Annotated in this window: 14 protein-coding genes; 2 read left to right on the top strand and 12 right to left on the bottom strand. The window is 64.9% G+C overall.

What is annotated here, in order from left to right; genetic code table 11:
* Positions 1-7 precede the first annotated feature (7 nt).
* From EOA23_RS08690 to EOA23_RS08665, 6 genes are read right to left on the bottom strand one after another with little or no spacing between them, the layout of a single operon-like run.
* Positions 8-886 (bottom strand): RDD family protein, encoded by an 879-nt coding sequence (locus tag EOA23_RS08690; protein ID WP_127303627.1) that lies wholly within the window; start codon positions 884-886, stop codon positions 8-10.
* Positions 873-1,889 carry a stage II sporulation protein M gene (locus tag EOA23_RS08685; protein WP_127303626.1) on the bottom strand — a complete coding sequence of 339 codons (1,017 nt, stop codon included), beginning with the start codon at positions 1,887-1,889 and terminating at the stop codon, positions 873-875. The genes EOA23_RS08690 and EOA23_RS08685 overlap by 14 nt, the downstream gene beginning before the upstream one ends.
* A complete protein-coding gene (locus EOA23_RS08680; protein ID WP_127303625.1) occupies positions 1,886-3,190 on the bottom strand; it encodes a DUF58 domain-containing protein in 1,305 nt (434 codons plus the stop codon). Before EOA23_RS08680 ends, EOA23_RS08685 begins: the two co-directional genes overlap by 4 nt.
* On the bottom strand, positions 3,187-4,143 hold the full coding sequence (locus EOA23_RS08675) for a MoxR family ATPase (RefSeq protein WP_127303624.1): 957 nt from the start codon (positions 4,141-4,143) through the stop codon (positions 3,187-3,189). Before EOA23_RS08675 ends, EOA23_RS08680 begins: the two co-directional genes overlap by 4 nt.
* The gene (locus EOA23_RS08670; RefSeq protein WP_127303623.1) at positions 4,130-5,344 is read right to left on the bottom strand and encodes a DUF4350 domain-containing protein; all 1,215 of its coding nucleotides are present in this window, start codon (positions 5,342-5,344) and stop codon (positions 4,130-4,132) included. The genes EOA23_RS08675 and EOA23_RS08670 overlap by 14 nt, the downstream gene beginning before the upstream one ends.
* A complete protein-coding gene (locus EOA23_RS08665; protein WP_126061226.1) occupies positions 5,341-5,967 on the bottom strand; it encodes a DUF4129 domain-containing protein in 627 nt (208 codons plus the stop codon). Before EOA23_RS08665 ends, EOA23_RS08670 begins: the two co-directional genes overlap by 4 nt.
* 149 nt (positions 5,968-6,116) lie before the next feature.
* Between EOA23_RS08665 and EOA23_RS08660 the strand changes: the two genes are divergently transcribed.
* A complete protein-coding gene (locus EOA23_RS08660; RefSeq protein WP_127303622.1) occupies positions 6,117-6,899 on the top strand; it encodes a hypothetical protein in 783 nt (260 codons plus the stop codon).
* Between the two features lie 30 nt (positions 6,900-6,929).
* On the opposite strand, the gene EOA23_RS08655 is transcribed toward EOA23_RS08660, so the two are convergent.
* The 4 genes from EOA23_RS08655 to EOA23_RS08640 form a co-directional block, all read right to left on the bottom strand.
* Positions 6,930-8,615 carry a hypothetical protein gene (locus EOA23_RS08655; RefSeq protein ID WP_127303621.1) on the bottom strand — a complete coding sequence of 562 codons (1,686 nt, stop codon included), beginning with the start codon at positions 8,613-8,615 and terminating at the stop codon, positions 6,930-6,932.
* 84 nt (positions 8,616-8,699) lie between these two features.
* A complete protein-coding gene (locus EOA23_RS08650) occupies positions 8,700-9,824 on the bottom strand; it encodes an FAD-binding oxidoreductase (RefSeq protein ID WP_127303634.1) in 1,125 nt (374 codons plus the stop codon).
* 76 nt (positions 9,825-9,900) lie between these two features.
* The gene (locus EOA23_RS36900) at positions 9,901-11,415 is read right to left on the bottom strand and encodes an amino acid ABC transporter permease/ATP-binding protein (RefSeq protein WP_127303620.1); all 1,515 of its coding nucleotides are present in this window, start codon (positions 11,413-11,415) and stop codon (positions 9,901-9,903) included.
* 104 nt (positions 11,416-11,519) lie between these two features.
* Positions 11,520-12,434, bottom strand: a complete 915-nt coding sequence (locus EOA23_RS08640) for an ABC transporter substrate-binding protein (protein ID WP_245474078.1) — start codon at positions 12,432-12,434, stop codon at positions 11,520-11,522.
* 107 nt (positions 12,435-12,541) lie between these two features.
* Here EOA23_RS08640 and EOA23_RS08635 point away from each other — a divergent pair, with 107 nt between their 5' ends.
* A complete protein-coding gene (locus tag EOA23_RS08635; RefSeq protein ID WP_126061222.1) occupies positions 12,542-13,618 on the top strand; it encodes a LacI family DNA-binding transcriptional regulator in 1,077 nt (358 codons plus the stop codon).
* A 69-nt stretch (positions 13,619-13,687) separates the two neighbouring features.
* On the opposite strand, the gene EOA23_RS08630 is transcribed toward EOA23_RS08635, so the two are convergent.
* Both EOA23_RS08630 and EOA23_RS08625 read right to left on the bottom strand, forming a co-directional pair.
* The gene (locus EOA23_RS08630) at positions 13,688-15,328 is read right to left on the bottom strand and encodes an ABC transporter substrate-binding protein (RefSeq protein WP_127303618.1); all 1,641 of its coding nucleotides are present in this window, start codon (positions 15,326-15,328) and stop codon (positions 13,688-13,690) included.
* 204 nt (positions 15,329-15,532) lie between these two features.
* Positions 15,533-16,657 (bottom strand): alpha/beta hydrolase, encoded by a 1,125-nt coding sequence (locus tag EOA23_RS08625; RefSeq protein ID WP_127303617.1) that lies wholly within the window; start codon positions 16,655-16,657, stop codon positions 15,533-15,535.
* Positions 16,658-16,728: the final 71 nt, after the last annotated feature.

Below are 16,728 nucleotides of genomic sequence, written 5' to 3'. Positions count from 1 at the left end.
CTGCGGCCTACCGCGCGTACTTATCCGCCTTGCGGTTCCCAAGCAGCAGCTTGCGTTCCAGATGAGCGCGCAGCTCGCCGTAGTAGGCGGTGAGGAAAGCCTTTGAATCGACCGGCTCGACTCTCGTGCCGATCTTGCGAGCGATGGTCTCCGCCACAGCTCTGAGCGCTGAATAGTCGTCGCGACGCAGCACTTCTTCCAGTTTCTGCAATTCGGCGATTCCATAGGCGTCGAGTTGAGCGGGGCTGAACTGGAAGCGGGCGGCAACCGGGTCCTTTCGCAATGAAAGGTCCTCGACCAGCGCCACTTTCGGCACCTCGACCACCCAGGTGCCGGCGAGCAGGTCGCCGATCCTCAGCCGGTCGCGGTTGAACAGCGGGAACAGCGAGAACAGCAGCGTCCACACCAGGCCGAAAATGGTCGACAGCGTGTCGGCGACATCCGCGCTGGCGCGCGCGGCGAGGATCGAAAGCGGCAGGAAAACCTCGATCTCGCGCATCAGGTTGCGCGCGATGACCTGGTCCAGCGTGAGGCCGGCGCCGCTGCGCGACGCGACCCTCACGCCAACCATGCGCTTGCCCGGTGTGGCTGCCCGACGTCCCGCCTCGAAGGCGATGAAATAGACGTTGCGCAGGAAGAAGATGAAGATGATCCAGACGATGAACAGCGGCTCGGCATCTTGCACGCCAAGCCCGCCAAGGCCGAACAGCGCGACGAGGCTGACCACGATTGCCGCCACGACGATGATCACCACGTCGAGCAGGAATCCGGAAGCGCGTGTGCCGGCGTCGGCCAGCTTGACCCTTAGGTCGACGCCCTCCGGCGTGACCAGCGGGCGGATCAGTGCTGCCGGGTTCTTGACCTTCGCTGCCCTAGCGGTCGCCATGCCGCACCGTCCGGAACAGGTAGAAATAACAGAGCCAAAAGGCCAGCATGCCGCCGCCGATCGAATAGCGGGCGAGATCGCTGTTGATCGTTTGCCGGCCGATGCCTTCCAGCAATCCGGCGAAAAGCAGCATCACCGTGACGCCGATCATGGCGGTCGCCGCCACGCGTCCGGCCCGGGCGGCAGCCGCCATGCGGGTCAGTTCGCCGGGAAAGGCAATGCTGGTGCCGATGCGCATGCCGGCCGCACCCGCGATGGCGATGGCGAACAGCTCCGTCGTGCCATGGATCGAAAGCCAGCCGCCGAGCTCGAAACCCAGGCCCTTGGCGGCATAGATCTGGAAAATGGCGCCGAGCATGCAGCCATTCATCAGGATGATCAGGACGCTCGGCACGGCAAAGGCGAAACCCAGCGCAAACGCCAGGATCGAGACCTGCGTGTTGTGGGTGAAGAGATAGGCGGCGAATCCCGACAGGAAATGGTCGCCGCCGCCGTAAAGCACGCCGCGCAGCGTCTCGGCCGAGGAGTCCGGATTGCGCCCGCCGGCCAGACTCGGCGCGATGATGGCGTCGTACCAGCGCTTGTCGGAGGCGACCAGCCAATAGCCGGCGATCGCGCCGATCGTCGTGAGGGCGACCGACGTCCACACCTCGCGCCACAGATCGCGGATCGCCGCCGGCCAATCGTGCAGGAAGAAGTCGCCGATACGCGTCCGCAAGGAGCGCCGCGCGCCGTAGAGGTAGAAGTAGCCGCGCAGGCACAGCGCCTCGAGATAGGCGATCAGCGCGCTGTCGAGCGATGTCGCGCGCGCCACTGAAAGCGAGGACAGCGCCGAGCGGTAGAGTAGGGGGAGCGACAACAATTCGTCTTCCGACAGTGCGCGCGGCGCGCGTTTCTCGACCCGCGCCAACAGCGCCTCGAAGGCTTTCCAGTCGGCCTCGCGCTCCTGGCGGAAGCTCGCCAGCGACTGGCGCACCGCATCGGTGCCGGCGGCGAGCGTCATAGAAGGTTCCCCTCCTTGAGCTGGATATAGCGTTCGACCAGCGCCGGGCCGAGCCGCTGATGGTCGGCCTCGATGACATGCGCGCCGAGCAGCCTGAGCCTGCCGATCACCACCTGCCGCTGCTTCAGGAGATCACCGGCGGTGACGGAGCGGGCGACATCCTCTGGCGCCGCCGGCGCCATGTCGGCCAGCGTTTCGAGCTCCACGTCCCGCATCAGCATGAACAGCACCAGATGCCGCTCGGTCAGCCGGCCGACGGTGCGCAGCATCAATTCGGCGCTGATCGGGTCGACGAAATCGGTGAAGACGATGACCAGCGAGCGCCGATCGAGCCTGGCTGACAGCGTGGTCAGCGCCAGGGTGAAATTGGTCTCTTCGGTCGAATAGTCGATCTCGGCGGCGCGCTTCTGGATCATGGTGAAGCTGGGCGAGCCCCGCACCGCGCCGCTGGAGACGCGCGGCCGGGCATCGAAGGAGAACAGGCTGACGAGATCCCCACCCTTGAGCGCGATGAAGGCCGACAGGAGTGCGGCCGTCACCGCCCGGTCGACCTTCGGCACGCCATCGACCGGCTCGCACATCAGCCGGCCGCTGTCGATCGCCAGAACGATGTTGTTGTTTTCCTCGATCCGGAACTCGCGCGCCAGAAGCTTGCCGTGGCGGGCGCTGCGCTTCCAGTCGATCATGCGCCGGCCCATACCGGGCTGATAATCCTTCAGCGCTTCGAATTCGCGGCCCTGTCCAGCGCGCTTCTGCGCATGGCCGTCGGCAAGCGCGGAGCGCTGCAGAAGCGTGATCGCCTCGTCGCGCGCGCTGTCGACATTGGTCAGCACCGCGACCTTGCGGTCGACCGGCAATATGACCTGGTTCCACACAAGCCCGAACGGGCCCTGCCAGCGCAGCCAGAGCCGGTCGAAACTGGCGATGCCGCGCCGGATCGCCTCGAATTCGAGGTCGAGCGTGCCGCCATTGGCCGGCAGCGCGCCGCCGATGCCGGCGACCGGCTGAACCCGCTGATCATGCCCGACGCGCGCTTGCAGGCGCCGCAGCTTAGCTCCGACACCGGCCGCGATGTGCAACGTGAAGCGTCCGCCGATGCCGACCTGCGGCGGCGCCGTCAGCACAGCATCGAGCGAGGCGCGGCCTCTGCCCGCGGCCGCATCCACCGCCAGGAAGGCAATCAGAACGCAGATCCACAACAGGCCGAGATACCAGACAGAGGGCAGCGCGAGCGCGATCAGGAAGGCGGGGATCGCCCCCGCCGCTGCTGCCCAGACCGCTCGCCCGCTCGGATAGATCAACGCGGCGCTTCCGTATGGTCGACGAGGTCGGAGACGATCTGCTCGACCAGCCGCCCGTCGATCTGCGCGGCCGGCGAGAGAACCACGCGGTGGCGCAGCGCCGGCACGGCCAAGGCCTTGACGTCGTCCGGGATGACATAGTTGCGCCCGTCGAGCGCCGCCCTGGCGCGCGCGGCTCTCGCCAGCATGGCGCCCGCGCGAGGGCTCGCGCCCACCTCCAGGTCAGGGCTTTCGCGCGTGCCGCGCACCAGTGCCGCGATATAGCCGACGACATCGCCGACCAGCGTGACGTCGCCGACGGTGGCAAGTGCGGCTTCCAGCGTCTTGCGGTCGGTCTGCGCCTTGATGCCGTATTGCCCGATATCGTGCGAGGCCGAGCCGCCGCCGTGGTTGACGATGATGGCACGCTCCTCCGCGAGGTCCGGATAGCTTACCCGGTGCTTGAACAGGAAGCGGTCGAGCTGAGCCTCGGGCAGCGGGTAGACACCCTGATGCTCGATCGGGTTCTGCGTTGCCACCACCATGAAGTTCTGCCCGAGCGAATGCGTCGTGCCGTCGAAGGTGACGGCGTGTTCCTGCATGGCCTCGAGCAGGGCGGCCTGCGTCTTCGGCGGCGTGCGGTTGATTTCGTCGGCGAGCAGCAGATCGCAGAAGATCGGGCCGCGCGTCAGCGTGAACTGCCCGGTCTGGAAATTGTAGATGTTGGCGCCGACGATGTCGCCGGGCATCAGGTCGGGCGTGAATTGGATGCGGCCATAGGCGACGCCCAGCGCCTGCGCGAAGCAGCGCGCCGTCATGGTCTTGGCGGTGCCCGGCGGGCCTTCGAGCAGGATATGGCCGCCGGCAAACAGCGCCGTCAGCATCAGGTCGACCGTGTCGTGCTGGCCGGTGATCGCTTTCGCCACTTCTTCCCTGATCGCGTTCGCCAGGGCCTTCACTTCATCGACGTTCACTGAGCCTCCTTGCCGTCCAGTCATGCAGCTGTTCGGCTGCTTCATGCATTCCTGCCAAACTGTTGGATTCGTTCGCGGCCTGGAAGCGCCGGGTGAAGCCGTGCGCCTCGCTCTTGTCGCGGGAATCGAGCCAACGGTCGAGCGCCTCGCCCTGCAGCCCGTGCGGCGCGCCGAGCAGCGCGCCGGCGCGCTGCCGCACCAGCGCCGCGTATCGGTCGCCGAGCCCTTGCAACCGCCCGGCGCGCCTCAAGAGCATCGCCGTGGTGTCGACCAGCGCCCGCTTGCCGAAGGCGATGGCACGGCCTTCCGCCTTTGGCGGCCCGAAGCGGCCGAGCCCGTGCAGGAAGGCAAGCGCGGCCGCCACCAGCACCGAAAGCGTCAAAGCCAGGAAGGGCGGTTCGACCAGGAGCTTGGCGAGATCGAATTTCTGGCCGATGCCGTGCAGCGTCAGGTCGAACATGACCGCGCCCTTGGCGGGCTCCAGCATGGCGATCATGTCGAGCGCCGCGGCTGCCGTCTGCTCGTCCTTCAGCCCCGCATTGTTGATGAAGTCGGGATCGGTGAGGATGTAGAAGGGTTCGTTGTCGAGCTCGGTGAGGATGGCTTTGCCGTCACCGGCCGCGATCAGCGGATGATCGTCCGCCACCCATTGCAGTTCGTCCGGCACGGCGATGTTGCGGCCTTGGACATCGATCGTGTCGACCGTCGGCTTGCCTTCGCCGAGCTTCGCCTTGGCGATGCGGCCGAGCCAGTCATTGACGAGCGAGTTCGGCAGCCGTTCGATTTTCGTTTCCCAACCGTCCCGGCCCAGCAATGGCATGGTCTGCCATTTCGGCAACACGAAAAGCGTGTCCTTGCCCGAGCGCAGCTTGATGAGGTGATCGAGCGCGGCCGGGTCGCTGCCCGGCGCGATGGTGACGACGAGCAGGAAGGTCGAAGCCAGCGGCGACTCCAGGTCCTTCTCGCCGCGCTCCATCGGCGGCGCCTGTCCATTGGTGAGCTTCAGCCATTCGACAAGCCCGACATAACCGGTGCCGCCTTTCGAGAACGGCGTGGCGCCGCCTTCTGGCTGGCGGAAATCGGGCGCATAGGTGGACAGCAGGAAAAAGCCGGCGGCGGCCAGAAGACTGGCGAAGATGCCCCAGAACAACGTCTTGCGGCTGAACGGCTCCTGCACTGTTTCCGTCGTTGCCGCGCTCATGCCCAGGCGTCCCGGAAGGCGAAACGCTCATAGGCGCCGCGCGCCTGCTGCCACCCTTCGGCGCCGACGGGCCGCCGGGCAAACAGGGCGGCTTCGACGATGCGGGCGATCTCGCTGAAGGCGGCGCGGGGCCGGCTAGGGATCGAGCCGGCGGCCGCGATGTCGCGCGCGGTGAGCGACGGTCGCAGGAAGTCCGGTATGCGGGTCGCGATGTCGGCGACGCTGCGGCGCAACAGAAGATGCACCGCCTCGTCAAACTCGCCGCGCGCGGCAAGCGCGTCTGCTTCGGAGAGCAGGACCTGGGCGACACCCACGTCCGGGCGCCATTCCTCCTTCTCCTCGGTCTCCTGGCGCTTGCGCCGCCAGGGCAGGCGCCAAGCGACGCCTCTGGCTTCAAGCAGGAGCAGAAAAGCGATGATCGCGACGCCGATGATCACCGCGCCCCAGAACAGATAGATCATATAGGGGCCGAGCTTGGCCAGGCCATCCAGCAGCGGCTTCAGCCACTCGGGCGGCTCGGGCCGCACATAGGTCGGCAGCCCGAACTGGATCGAATCGTCAGTCAGCAGTTGCTTGTGCAACTGTGCCAGCCGTTCCGCGTCTTCCGTCCCTGCGGCTGTCACCCGCCCGTTTCCCCTGCAACCTGCGGTTCGGAACCGACACTGGCAATACGCCATGACAATTGCAAGTGCACTGGACGCAGCCCCGCAATCTTGGCAAATTTACTTTGAAGTCATCGATTGGATGCAGCGATGACTCGGGGGAAATTATCATGACCACTGCGACATTGGGACAACCCGGCAGGTTCGAGATCGGCAGGGTATTCAGCAATACCTTCGCCGTCATTGGCCGAAACATCGGGCTTTGCGTGGGGCTGGCGGCGCTGTTCGCCGGCCTGCCGACATTGGTGATCCGGATGGCGACCCAGCCTCAGATCGACGCGATACTGCAAAGGGATCCTGGTGCCATGCCTGATCCGAGCGCGGCATTTCGCAATTCCTACATCACCATCATCGCCGGTCTGGTTTCATTTGTGTGCACGCTTCTGCTGCAATCGGCGCTGGTGCGGGCGACCATCGAGGACCTCAACGGCAAGCGGCCGTCCTTCGGCGACTGCGTCCAGATTGCGATCCGCTTTCTGCTGCCGACGCTGGCGATCGGCATTCTTGTCGCTCTCGGCGCGGGCATCGGCCTGATGCTGCTGATCGTGCCGGGTATCATCCTCTGGCTCGGCTGGTCGATGTCGGTGCCCGTCCTGATCCAGGAGCGGCGGGGCGTTTTTGGCTCGATGTCGCGCAGCCGAGCCCTGACCAAGGGCAGCCGCTGGTCGCTGTTCGGCCTGTTCCTCATTCTCATCATCATCGCCATGATCGTCCAGTGGGGAATACTGCTCGTCCTCGTGCTGTTCGGCGGCATCATCGCCGAGATCGGCGCCGCGCTGGTGCAGACCGTGGTGTCGATGGTGCTCTCGATCGCCACGGCAGTGAGCTATGTCGAGCTGCGCCAGGCGAAGGAAGGGGCAAGCATCGACGAGCTGGCGGAGATTTTCTCGTAGCGGCCGGCACCGTCGAGGAGCGACAGCCGCCTAGTGACAACAGCAACAGTCCGCCTGCACGCTCGTCCGGCACATGCATGATGACGTTATCGCCACGTCCGCCTTGGCCAGCGCCGCAGCCAACTTCGCCTGCAGCTCCGGCAACTCGTCTTTCTCGCCGCGCCGCTTGAGGCATTCGACCAGCCCGTGCAGCGCCCAGATATTGTCCGGGTGCTGGGCGCAACGCTGCACGGCGCCGCTCAAGCCCAGATCGTCGCGATAGACCTGCTCGGCCTCCGCCGCATGGCCCTGGTCGAGCAGCAGCGCCGCCAGCGCGTGGCGCGGCGGATGCATCCAGGCCCATGGCTCTGTGTAGGAGAGATTGTCGTCAAGCTCGACCGCGCGCCGCAGATGACCATAGGCCTCGTCATGCCTGCCCCGATGATAGGCGAGCTCGCCGTCGAGCAGTGCCGCGCCCACCGCGAGCGAGGCTTTCGTCGGGTTGCTGAGGAAGCGGCGCTCGGGTGGAATGCTCTCGATCTGCCGGCTAAACAAATCGCGCTCGCGCTCGGCGTCAGCGAATTGGCGCAGCGTCGCATGCGCCACGCCCTTGGCGTAGTGCTGCAGCGCCGTGGTCACCACATAGAGATCGGGCTCACCGTTCATCGGCTCGTCGATGATCTCGCGCCAGCGCCCGAAGCGCACCTGCACATGCGATCTCATCGCGTGATAGCCCTCGACCGTCTGCGTCAGCTTCGGCCGCTCGGGGATACTGACGACGTCGCGCGTCACCAGGCTGCGTACCTTGTCGGCCGCCCACAGAGCAGGGCGGTACTGGCCAAGAAACATGCAGGTGAACATCATCAGATGCAGGTCGTGGCAGCAACCAAGCAGGTAATAGGTCGGCTCGCCGGCATAGGCGAGGTAGAGGTCGTTGGCGCGCACCGCCTTCTCGCTGGCCAGCTTCGCCTTCTCATACTCGCCGCACAGCACGTAAATGTGCCCCGGCATATGGTTCATATGGCCGGCATCCGGGCACATCGCCCCCAGCCGCTCCGCCGAGCGCATGCCGCGTTCGGGCTGCGTCGACATTTCAAGCAGGTGGATGTGCAGATGCAGGGCGGCCGGGTGCGGCGCGGTCCCTGCCTCGTCGGATAGCCGGATCGAGCGCTCGCAGATCTCCAGCGCCTCGAGCACATCCGAATTCGGCGCCGGCGCGCCGGTCTTGAGGTTCCACAGGCGCCGCACCGTGCGCATCATCAGCGCCTCGACCGTCAACGCCATCACGTCATGGTCGTGGGGGAAATCGCGAAAAACCTGCCGCATCGCGGCGGCGTAGGCGTCGTCCCATTTTTCGAATTCCGCGGCGCTCACGCCATGCGGCTGCTGGAAGCGAGCGCCGAGCGCTTCGATCAGCCGCCGCTCGACAGGGCTCGCGCCCGCCGCATTGGCTTGCGCCAGCCGCACATGCTCGAAACAGCGCCTGGCGGCATGATCGGCCTCGGCCTTGCCATGCTCCTTCCAGGTCAGATTGTAGAAAGGCCCGGCGGCATAGGCGATGCCCCAATGCACGAAGGCGCAAGCTGGATCGCTCTCCAGCGCCTTCTCGAAGCATTTGATCCCCTCCTCATGGTTGAAGCCGTAGCACCAGTTCAGCCCGATATCGAACCAGCGCTGCGTTTCGGCCGAGGATGTGGAGATCGGGCGGCGATAGGCGCCGAGGTCGAAGTGATCCATGCCTTGCTGTTCTCGTATTTCGCGCCGGCGGGTACCGGTCGAGCGCAATCTGAGCTGAAAGGCAATCGCTTGGCAAACGGCTTCTCAGCTATCGAACCGCGCGGGTCGGAACGACTCAAGCAACGCATTAGGTGTGCCGCTGACAATCTCACCAGCGAGCAATTCTCCCACCACGAGGCCGAGCGTCGCGCCGCTGTGGCTGAAAACGACGTGATAGCCAGGAATGCCGGTCAGCTGGCCAACGACCGGTTCGCCATCGGCCGGAATTGGTTTCGGGCCCATGTGAAGGCTCTCCAGGATAAGCCTCGGATTGCCCTCCAGCACTTTGGAGGCTTCCTCGAGCAGCCCCGCGATCGTGGATGGCTTGGCCTCGTATGTGCCATCGTCGCGCACGATGACTTCCTCTTCAGACCATGCCGAATCCAGCGCGAAGGCGCCGTTCGGCGTCGGGCGGATGGCGACGCGCGGCGTGTTCAGCACGGCTCGGAGCGGATGCTGGATCGGCTTGCTGAAGACGAGGAGCGCACGCGTGGTGCCGTCGCCGATACGCCTGCCAACCTTGGCAGCCATGTCCGGTACTGCCGGGCCGGTCGCAACCACCACTGCATCGGCAGCAACCGCCTGGCCGGAGCCGGTCCTTACACCGTTGGCGCGGCCATTGGCGAGCGTCACCTCGGCGGCGCCGGCATCGGTCACCACGCGCCCGCCAAGTTCGCGAAATTCCCTCAAGAGGAGGTCGATCAGAGAAGGCAGGTCTACCCAGCCTTCGCCGGCATTGAAGATGGCGCCCTGAGGCGAGATAGCGCGCGGGTCGACACCAGGCGTGACGGCGCTGAGTTCAGAAGGCGCGAGCAACTGTGTCTGGTAGCCAATCGACCGCTCGTGCCGGTGGATTTCCGCTATTTGGTTGGAGGAATTGTCGGCGTCCCAGGTGAGGCCGCCGTCGAACCGCAGCCAGGCGCTGCAATCGTGACTGGCCGCAAAAGCCTTGTAGCGCTCAAGGCCTTGAACACGCAGCTTGTGATATGCTGCCGAGCGCTTTCGCGCCGAATTGAGCCACGCCAGTGAGCGCGACGATGCCCCATTCGCAACGGGACCGTCATTGACGAGGGTCGTGTCCGCGCCAAGCCGGGCGAGATGGACAGCCGTCGATACGCCAAAGATGCCGCCGCCGATGATGACGACCTTGAGTGCGGATTTACCAGTCATTTGTGCAGCTTTCGATTGTCGCAACGGGTTGAGTTTGAAGGAGGCTGAGCACGTCGGCCACCTGGCGCGGCGTTCCTCACAGCACCTCGGCCAGGAACTGCTTGAGCCGCTGACTCTTCGGTCGGTCGAAGATCTCCGCCGGCGGCCCGACCTCGACAATGCGGCCTTCGTCCATGAACGCGACCTGGTCGGCTACCTTGCGGGCGAATCCCATCTCGTGGGTCACGACGATCATGGTCATGCCGCGCCGAGCGAGATCGGCCATCAGGTTGAGCACGCCTTTGACGAGTTCCGGATCGAGCGCGCTGGTGACTTCGTCGAAGAGAATGACCTCGGGCTCCATCGCGAGAGCCCGCGCGATCGCCACGCGCTGTTGCTGGCCGCCCGAAAGGCGGCTCGGACGGTACCCCGCGCGGGCGGCAAGACCCACTTCCGCCAGGCGCGCTTCGGCTGTGCGCCTGGCCTGGCTTGCCGGCATGCCCTTGATCCTGGTCAGCGCCAGCATGACGTTCTCGATCGCTGTATGGTTCGGGAACAGGTTGAAATGCTGGAAGACCATGCCGACGCGCCGGCGCAGCATCTCCGGTTTCATCGCCAGGATGCTCTGGCCGTCGAGCAGCACGTCGCCGGCCTTGGGTTCGACCAGCCGGTTAAGGCAGCGCAGCAGCGTCGACTTTCCCGAACCGGACGGCCCGATGACGCAGGTGACAGTGCCGGGTTCGACCTTGAGCCTGATTTGCTTCAGGACCTGCAATTCGCCATAGGCCATGTCGAGATCGCTCACTTCGAGGCTGCCGGCCTTGATCGCCGGCCGTGCAGCGCCCGACGAGGCGGTGTCCTTCAACTCGCCGACCTCAACCAACCCGCTGACCACGCCGCCCGGCTTCTGCTTGCCGAGGCGCAAGCGGTTGTCGATGGTGTTGACGACGTGGGTCAGCGGCACGGTGATGATAAGGTAGAACATGCCGGCCAGAAGCAGGGGCGACAGATTGCCGGTGACGACCGCCTGGTCCTGGCCGATGCGGAAAATCTCGCGTTCTGAGGCCAGCAGGCCGAGAAAATAGACGAGGCTGGAATCCTTGACGTTGCCGATGAACTGGTTGACCAGTGCGGGAAGCACGCGGCGTATGCCCTGTGGAACTACGATCAGCCGCATGCCCTGGCTGTAGCTCATGCTAAGCGCGCGGCAGGCCTCCATCTGGCCGCTTTCGACGCTCTGGATACCGGAGCGGAAAATCTCCCCGATATAGGCGCCTGCAATCAGGCTGAGCGCCAGGATGCCGAGCGGGTAGGGCGAGGGGCCGAAGATCTCGCGCCCGATCCGGGCGAAGCCCTGGCCGATCAAGAGGATGGTGAGGATGGCCGGGAGACCGCGAAAGATGTCAGTATAGACGCGTGCCGGAATGCGCAGCCAGGCAGAGCGCGAGATGCCCATCACGGCGAGCACCATGCCGATCAGGATGCCGAGCACTGTCGAGGCCGCGGCGAGGATCAGCGTGTTCTTCAGCCCGACAGTGAGCAACGACGGCAGCACCGATGCCATCGCGTCCCAGTCGAAGAAGCTCCGTTGAAGATTTGCGAGCCAGTCCATTCGTCATCCCGCATTGCGAGGCGGCGCAAATGGCCGCTCGGCCGGTCATTTGCCGTCTGCCAAGGGAATGGCCGCCGGCGTTCGCACCGGCGGCCGAGTTCGGGTCAGTTCTTCTTGGGGAGGTATTGATCCGGCATCGGCGATCCGGGGAACCATTTCTGGTAGAGGTCCCGCCAGGTACCGTCCTGCATGGCTTCGTGGATGCCCTTGTTGAGCGCCTCGCGGAACGCGTCGTTGCCCTTGCGCACCACAAATCCAGCGGGTGCGTCAAACGACGGGATGTTGACGGCGATCTTCAGGCTCGGATAGCGCTCGCCGTATTGTTTGGCAGCTTCATAGTCGAGGAAGTGACCGTCGATCGTGCCGTTGTTGAGCGCGGCGATGGCCGAGTTGTTGTCTGGGAACTTCACCAGGTCCGTGTTCTTGAAATTGTTGGTGGCATAAATCTCCTGCAGCGTCCCCTGGACCACACCGAGCCGCTTGCCGGCAAGGCCGTCGGCGGAAGTGATCTTGGGGTCCGACGTCAGCACCGACAAATATCCGGCGAGATAGCCGTCCGAGAAATCGACGGTCTTCTTGCGCTGCTCGGTCGTTCCGATCGCGGCGACCGCGACGTCGAAGCGCTGGTTGGCGACCGACGGCATCAGCGCCGAAAATTCCTGGCCGGTGAAAGTCACCTGGTCCGGCTTGAAGCCCATCCGACCTACCACGTTCAGGAAGAATTCGAGATCGAACCCCGTGAACTTGCCGTCGGCAGTGGTGAAGGCATAAGGCTTGGCATCTCCCATCGTGCCGACGCTGATCGTCTTGGGATCTATGAGATTGTAGGGATTATCCGTCGCCCACGCCTTTGGCAGCGATAGGACGGCAAGCGCGACTGCTAAGATGAAGGCGCCGACGCGCTGACGTCGGCTTGAAATGAAAAGACGTCTGATGTGCATGGTTGTTCTCCACTCTGAAGATCGGTCCGTGCGGGGGGCACAGCGAACAATTTCTGTACGGCCTGCGATCGACGCCATGGGGCGGTTATGAGACCGGTCTCAAATGCGTATGAGACCGGTCTCTTGACATTTGTAGGCACGACGACGAGCATCCGTCAACGAATTTGAAGAGCGATTTTTCCACAATGAAGCGTCCGCCCAAGATTTCCTCTATCACTGTCAGCGACGTTGCCCGGGAGGCGAAGGTTTCGAAGGCGACCGCTGCGCGCGTCCTGGGCGGCTATGGCCGCGTCAGTCAGTCAGTGCACGCGGCCGTGTTGGAGGCGGCCAAGGCGCTGGGCTATCGGCCGAACGAGCTGGCGCGCAGCATGACGACCGGCCGTTCGGGTAGTATCGGGGTCGTCGTCGGCGACATCGAGAACCCTTTCTTCTCGCTCGCGGTGCGCGGCATAAGCGATGTCGCAAGGTTGTCGGGCATCAACGTCATTCTGGCCAACTCGGGTGAGGAGGTCGAAGCGGAAAAGAGCGCCATACGCGTGCTCCTGGCAAAGCAGGTCGACGGGCTGATCGTCACGCCCGCCCAGGCTGCAGACATCGCCCACCTTAGGGAGATTTCCTGCCCGCTGGCGCTGCTCGATCGGGCACTGCCGGAGCTGGATGTCGACACGGTAACGGTGGATGATCGCAACGCTGCGCTACGCGCGACCCGCATGCTGACCCAAGCCGGGCACCGTAGGATCGCCTATGTCACCGCTGCGGTGTTGTCGGGGGATTTTCGCGGTGCCGCTTCAAGGATCAATACTTCCACGGTGCGGGAGCGTATCCTGGGCTTCCTCGAAGCCTGCCGCGAAGCCGACATCGAGAATGCGGAGCGCAATATTCATTTCGGCAGCAGCCGATCGGAGAGGTCCCATGCCCTGCTGCTGGAGATGCTCGGGAGCGCCGACAGGCCAACTGCAATCCTGGCCTCCGACAGCGTCGTGGCGCTCGATCTCTTCAAGGCGATCCGGGAATGCGGCCTCGGCATTCCGCGGGACATATCGCTAGTCACGTTCCACGATGCCGACTGGACCAGCGTGACGACGCCGCCGATCACCGTTATCGATCAGCCGGTCTATGCACTCGGAAAATCGGCGGCGGAGCTTCTGATCCGCCGCCTGAAAGGTGATGATCGGCCCCCTGAAAGCATAGTCCTGCCGACGACGATCATTGAGCGGATGTCAGTAGGTGCTCCCCTGCGCCAGCCGGACGATCAATCCTGACTGTGCAGGCCGCCACAAACCGGCCGACGCGACTGGAGGGTCGCGCCGGCCGCCTCGGTCCTGGGAGGCTCAGGACTCCAGCCACACCTTTTCGAAATGCTGCTCGAGCGCCTGGTGCTGTTCGCAGCCTTGCACGCCCTTGCGATAGGTGCGGTAGACCGAGCGCCAGTAGGGCTGGATGATGATGCCGCTGTCGCGCAAATTGGTCTCGATCTTGGCCATGATCTCTCTGCGCGCCGCGGCGTCCGGCGTCGCAAGCGCCTTGTCGAGAAGCTCGTCGAACTCCTTGTTCGAATAGGCGCTTTCGTTCCAGGCCGCGCCCGATTTATAGGCCAAGGCCAGCACCTGGACGCCGAGCGGGCGGCCGAGCCATTCGGTGCAGGAGTAGGGGAACTTGCTCCAGTCGTTCCAGAAGGTCGCGGCCGGCAGCACTGTGCGCTTGATCTTGAAGCCCGCCTCGCGGATTTGCGCCGCGATCGCGTCCGCGGTGCTCTTTTGCCATTCGATGTCGACCGAGATCAGCTCATATTCGTGTTCGGCCTTGCCGGATTCCGACATCAGCTTCTTCGCCTGGTCGACGTCGCGTTTGGCCGGGCCGATGTCGGCGAATTCCGGATGCATGGGGCCGACATGGTGGTTGTCGGCGGGTTTTCCTCGGCCGTCGAGGCCGAGCTTCAACACCGCCGCATTGTCGACGGCAAGCTGGGCGGCGCGGCGCACTTTGACGTCGTCATAGGGCGCGTTGGCGACATTGAAGCGCGCCACGATGGTCGAGCCGGTGGCGATCTCGGAATTCTGCAGGCCCATCTTGTCGGTCTGCGAGACGGCATCCGACGCGGTCTCGTGATCGGTGTCGATCTCGCCGGATTCGAAGGCCGACAGCATGGCGTTGGGGTCGGAGCCGTAATCGACCCATTTGATGCCGTCGAGATGGAACTCGCCCTTCCACCAGGGCTTGTCCTTACGCTTCACCTCGGCGCCGGTCTCTGCGTCCCAGCTCACCAGCTCGCAGGGGCCGGTGGTGATGGCCAGCGCCTTCTTCGGGTCGGCGTCGCCCTCATAGGAGCGGTGCATGATCAGCGCCGGATAGTCAGCCATGCCGGCGATCAGCGAGATGTCGGGCTTGGGCAGGTTGAGCTTGACGGTGTAGTCGTCGACCTTCTGGATGCCGCCGTCGACCGGCTTCTTGGTGTCGGCATTGACCAGCGCGCCCATGCGCGCCGCGACCGAATTGCCGGCGACCGAGGCGTCGCACCAGCGGTTGAGATTGTGGATCACATCGTCGGCGTTGAATGTGTCGCCATTCGACCAGGTGATGCCCTTGCGCATGTGAAGCGTGATCGTCTTGGCGTCGTCGCTGGTCTCCCAGCTTTCCAAGAGCCAGGGTTCGAAGGAAAAATCGGTGTTCCAGCGCACCAGATATTCGTTGCACTGGCGCGCGACATTCGACATCTCGACGCCATCGAAGGTGCGCGGATCCTTGAACCCCTTGACGTTCATCGCGACGCGCAGCACGCCGCCCTTTTTCGGCTCGGCGGCGCGGGCAGGCGAGGGGGCGATCCCGCCCAGCGCCATCGCGCCGGCGGCGCTGACGCCGAAACCGGCCATCAAGGCCATGTATTCGCGCCGGCTGATCGCGCCTTTCTTGAGGTCATTGGCGGTGGGCTCCGCGCGCGGGTGCAGTTTCCTGTCGGTCAGCATGAATTTCATCGTCGTTCCCTCTGTTGTTGGCGCACGTTGCCCGCGCGGCGGTCTGTTGGGGCAACGACTTGCACGAGCCAACGGTCGCCCCGGGATTGCCAGGCGCGGGGCGGATGCGACCGCCAGGGCGCCGTTGCCTGCGAGGGAATGATAGGTCCGCTTTCCGCGACGAAATGTTTGGTTTTCCGCAGTTCTTGTGCGCTGTTCCGCAGGCTAAGTTGACTCAGACGGCGTCGCCCGCTCATCCGGCCGCTTCGCGGCCACCTTCTCCCCGAGGGGAGAAGAGGTTCGCGCCGGCGCTGACAGGCTCCTCTCCCCTTGGGGAGAGGTCAGCCGAGCGATGCGGAGGCTGGGTGAGGGGGAGCGCCGTTCAATACGGCACTCGCCCCGTCCGAGCGCGCCGATATCCGCAACAATCCGCCCAAACGCCTCCGCCGCGCGCGGCACCGTCGGGCGGGCGCGCAGGAAGGAGTGCACCAGCCGCTTCTCCTCGCGGCACCACGCTTGTCCGCCAGCGGCAACAATCCGGTCGCGATAGGCCTCTCCGTCCGACGACAGCGGGTCGCATTCGGCGGTGGCGATGATCGTCGGCGGCAGTCTGGAAAAGTCACGATCCGTGAGCGGCGAGAACGTTGGGTCGTCGGGTGACTGCCCGGGCGCGGACCGGACGCGCCGGTAGAACTCGATGTCGGCGAGCGTCAGCAGCGGCGCTTCGGCATGCTCGACATAGGAGCGCCCGGTCTCGTCGCTGCCCAGGCCGGGATAGATCAGCATCTGGCCAACGGCGTGCCGTTGATGCCGCCGCGTCGCCTGCGCCACCGCAGCGGCGAGATTGCCGCCGGCGCTCTCGCCGCAAAGCACGATCGGCAGCCCACTGGTCGCGGCGACCCAGTCGAACACGGCCAGCGCGTCGTTGAAGGAAGCCGGATGCAGATGTTCCGGCGCCAGCCGGTAGTCGGCCGAGACCACCTCGAATCCAGTGCCGGCGCAGATCTCGGCGCAGATGTCGTCATGGCTGTCGAGGTCGCCGAGCACGAACCCGCCGCCGTGATAGTAGACGACGATCGCCGCCGGCTTACCCTCCATGCGATAGCGGCGGACCGGGATCGCATGCGCCGCGGTAGCGACGATGCCGTCACTGGTGGTCACACCCTCGGGACGGCCTTGGTGAAACGCCACGCACATCCGGTCATAGACCGCGCGCTGCTCGGCGATCGGTGCCGCAACGATCTCCGGCGGGTACCAACTGTTGACCTTGTCGATGTATTCCCAAAGCTCCGGGTCGAGCCGATCGGCATATTTGCCGCGGCTCGCCGGATCGGTTGCGTTGCCAGCCACTACCGTCAGAGCTCGGCGTAGAGCCGCGCCGCGTTCTCGAAGGTGAAGCGCAGCGGCACCGAACCCTCGAC

Origin of the sequence: Mesorhizobium sp. M2A.F.Ca.ET.042.01.1.1, from assembly GCF_003997405.1 — a bacterium.
Taxonomy (GTDB): domain Bacteria; phylum Pseudomonadota; class Alphaproteobacteria; order Rhizobiales; family Rhizobiaceae; genus Mesorhizobium.
Note: the sequence above shows the minus strand (reverse complement) of the source record. Positions and strands in the feature narration are given on the sequence as shown.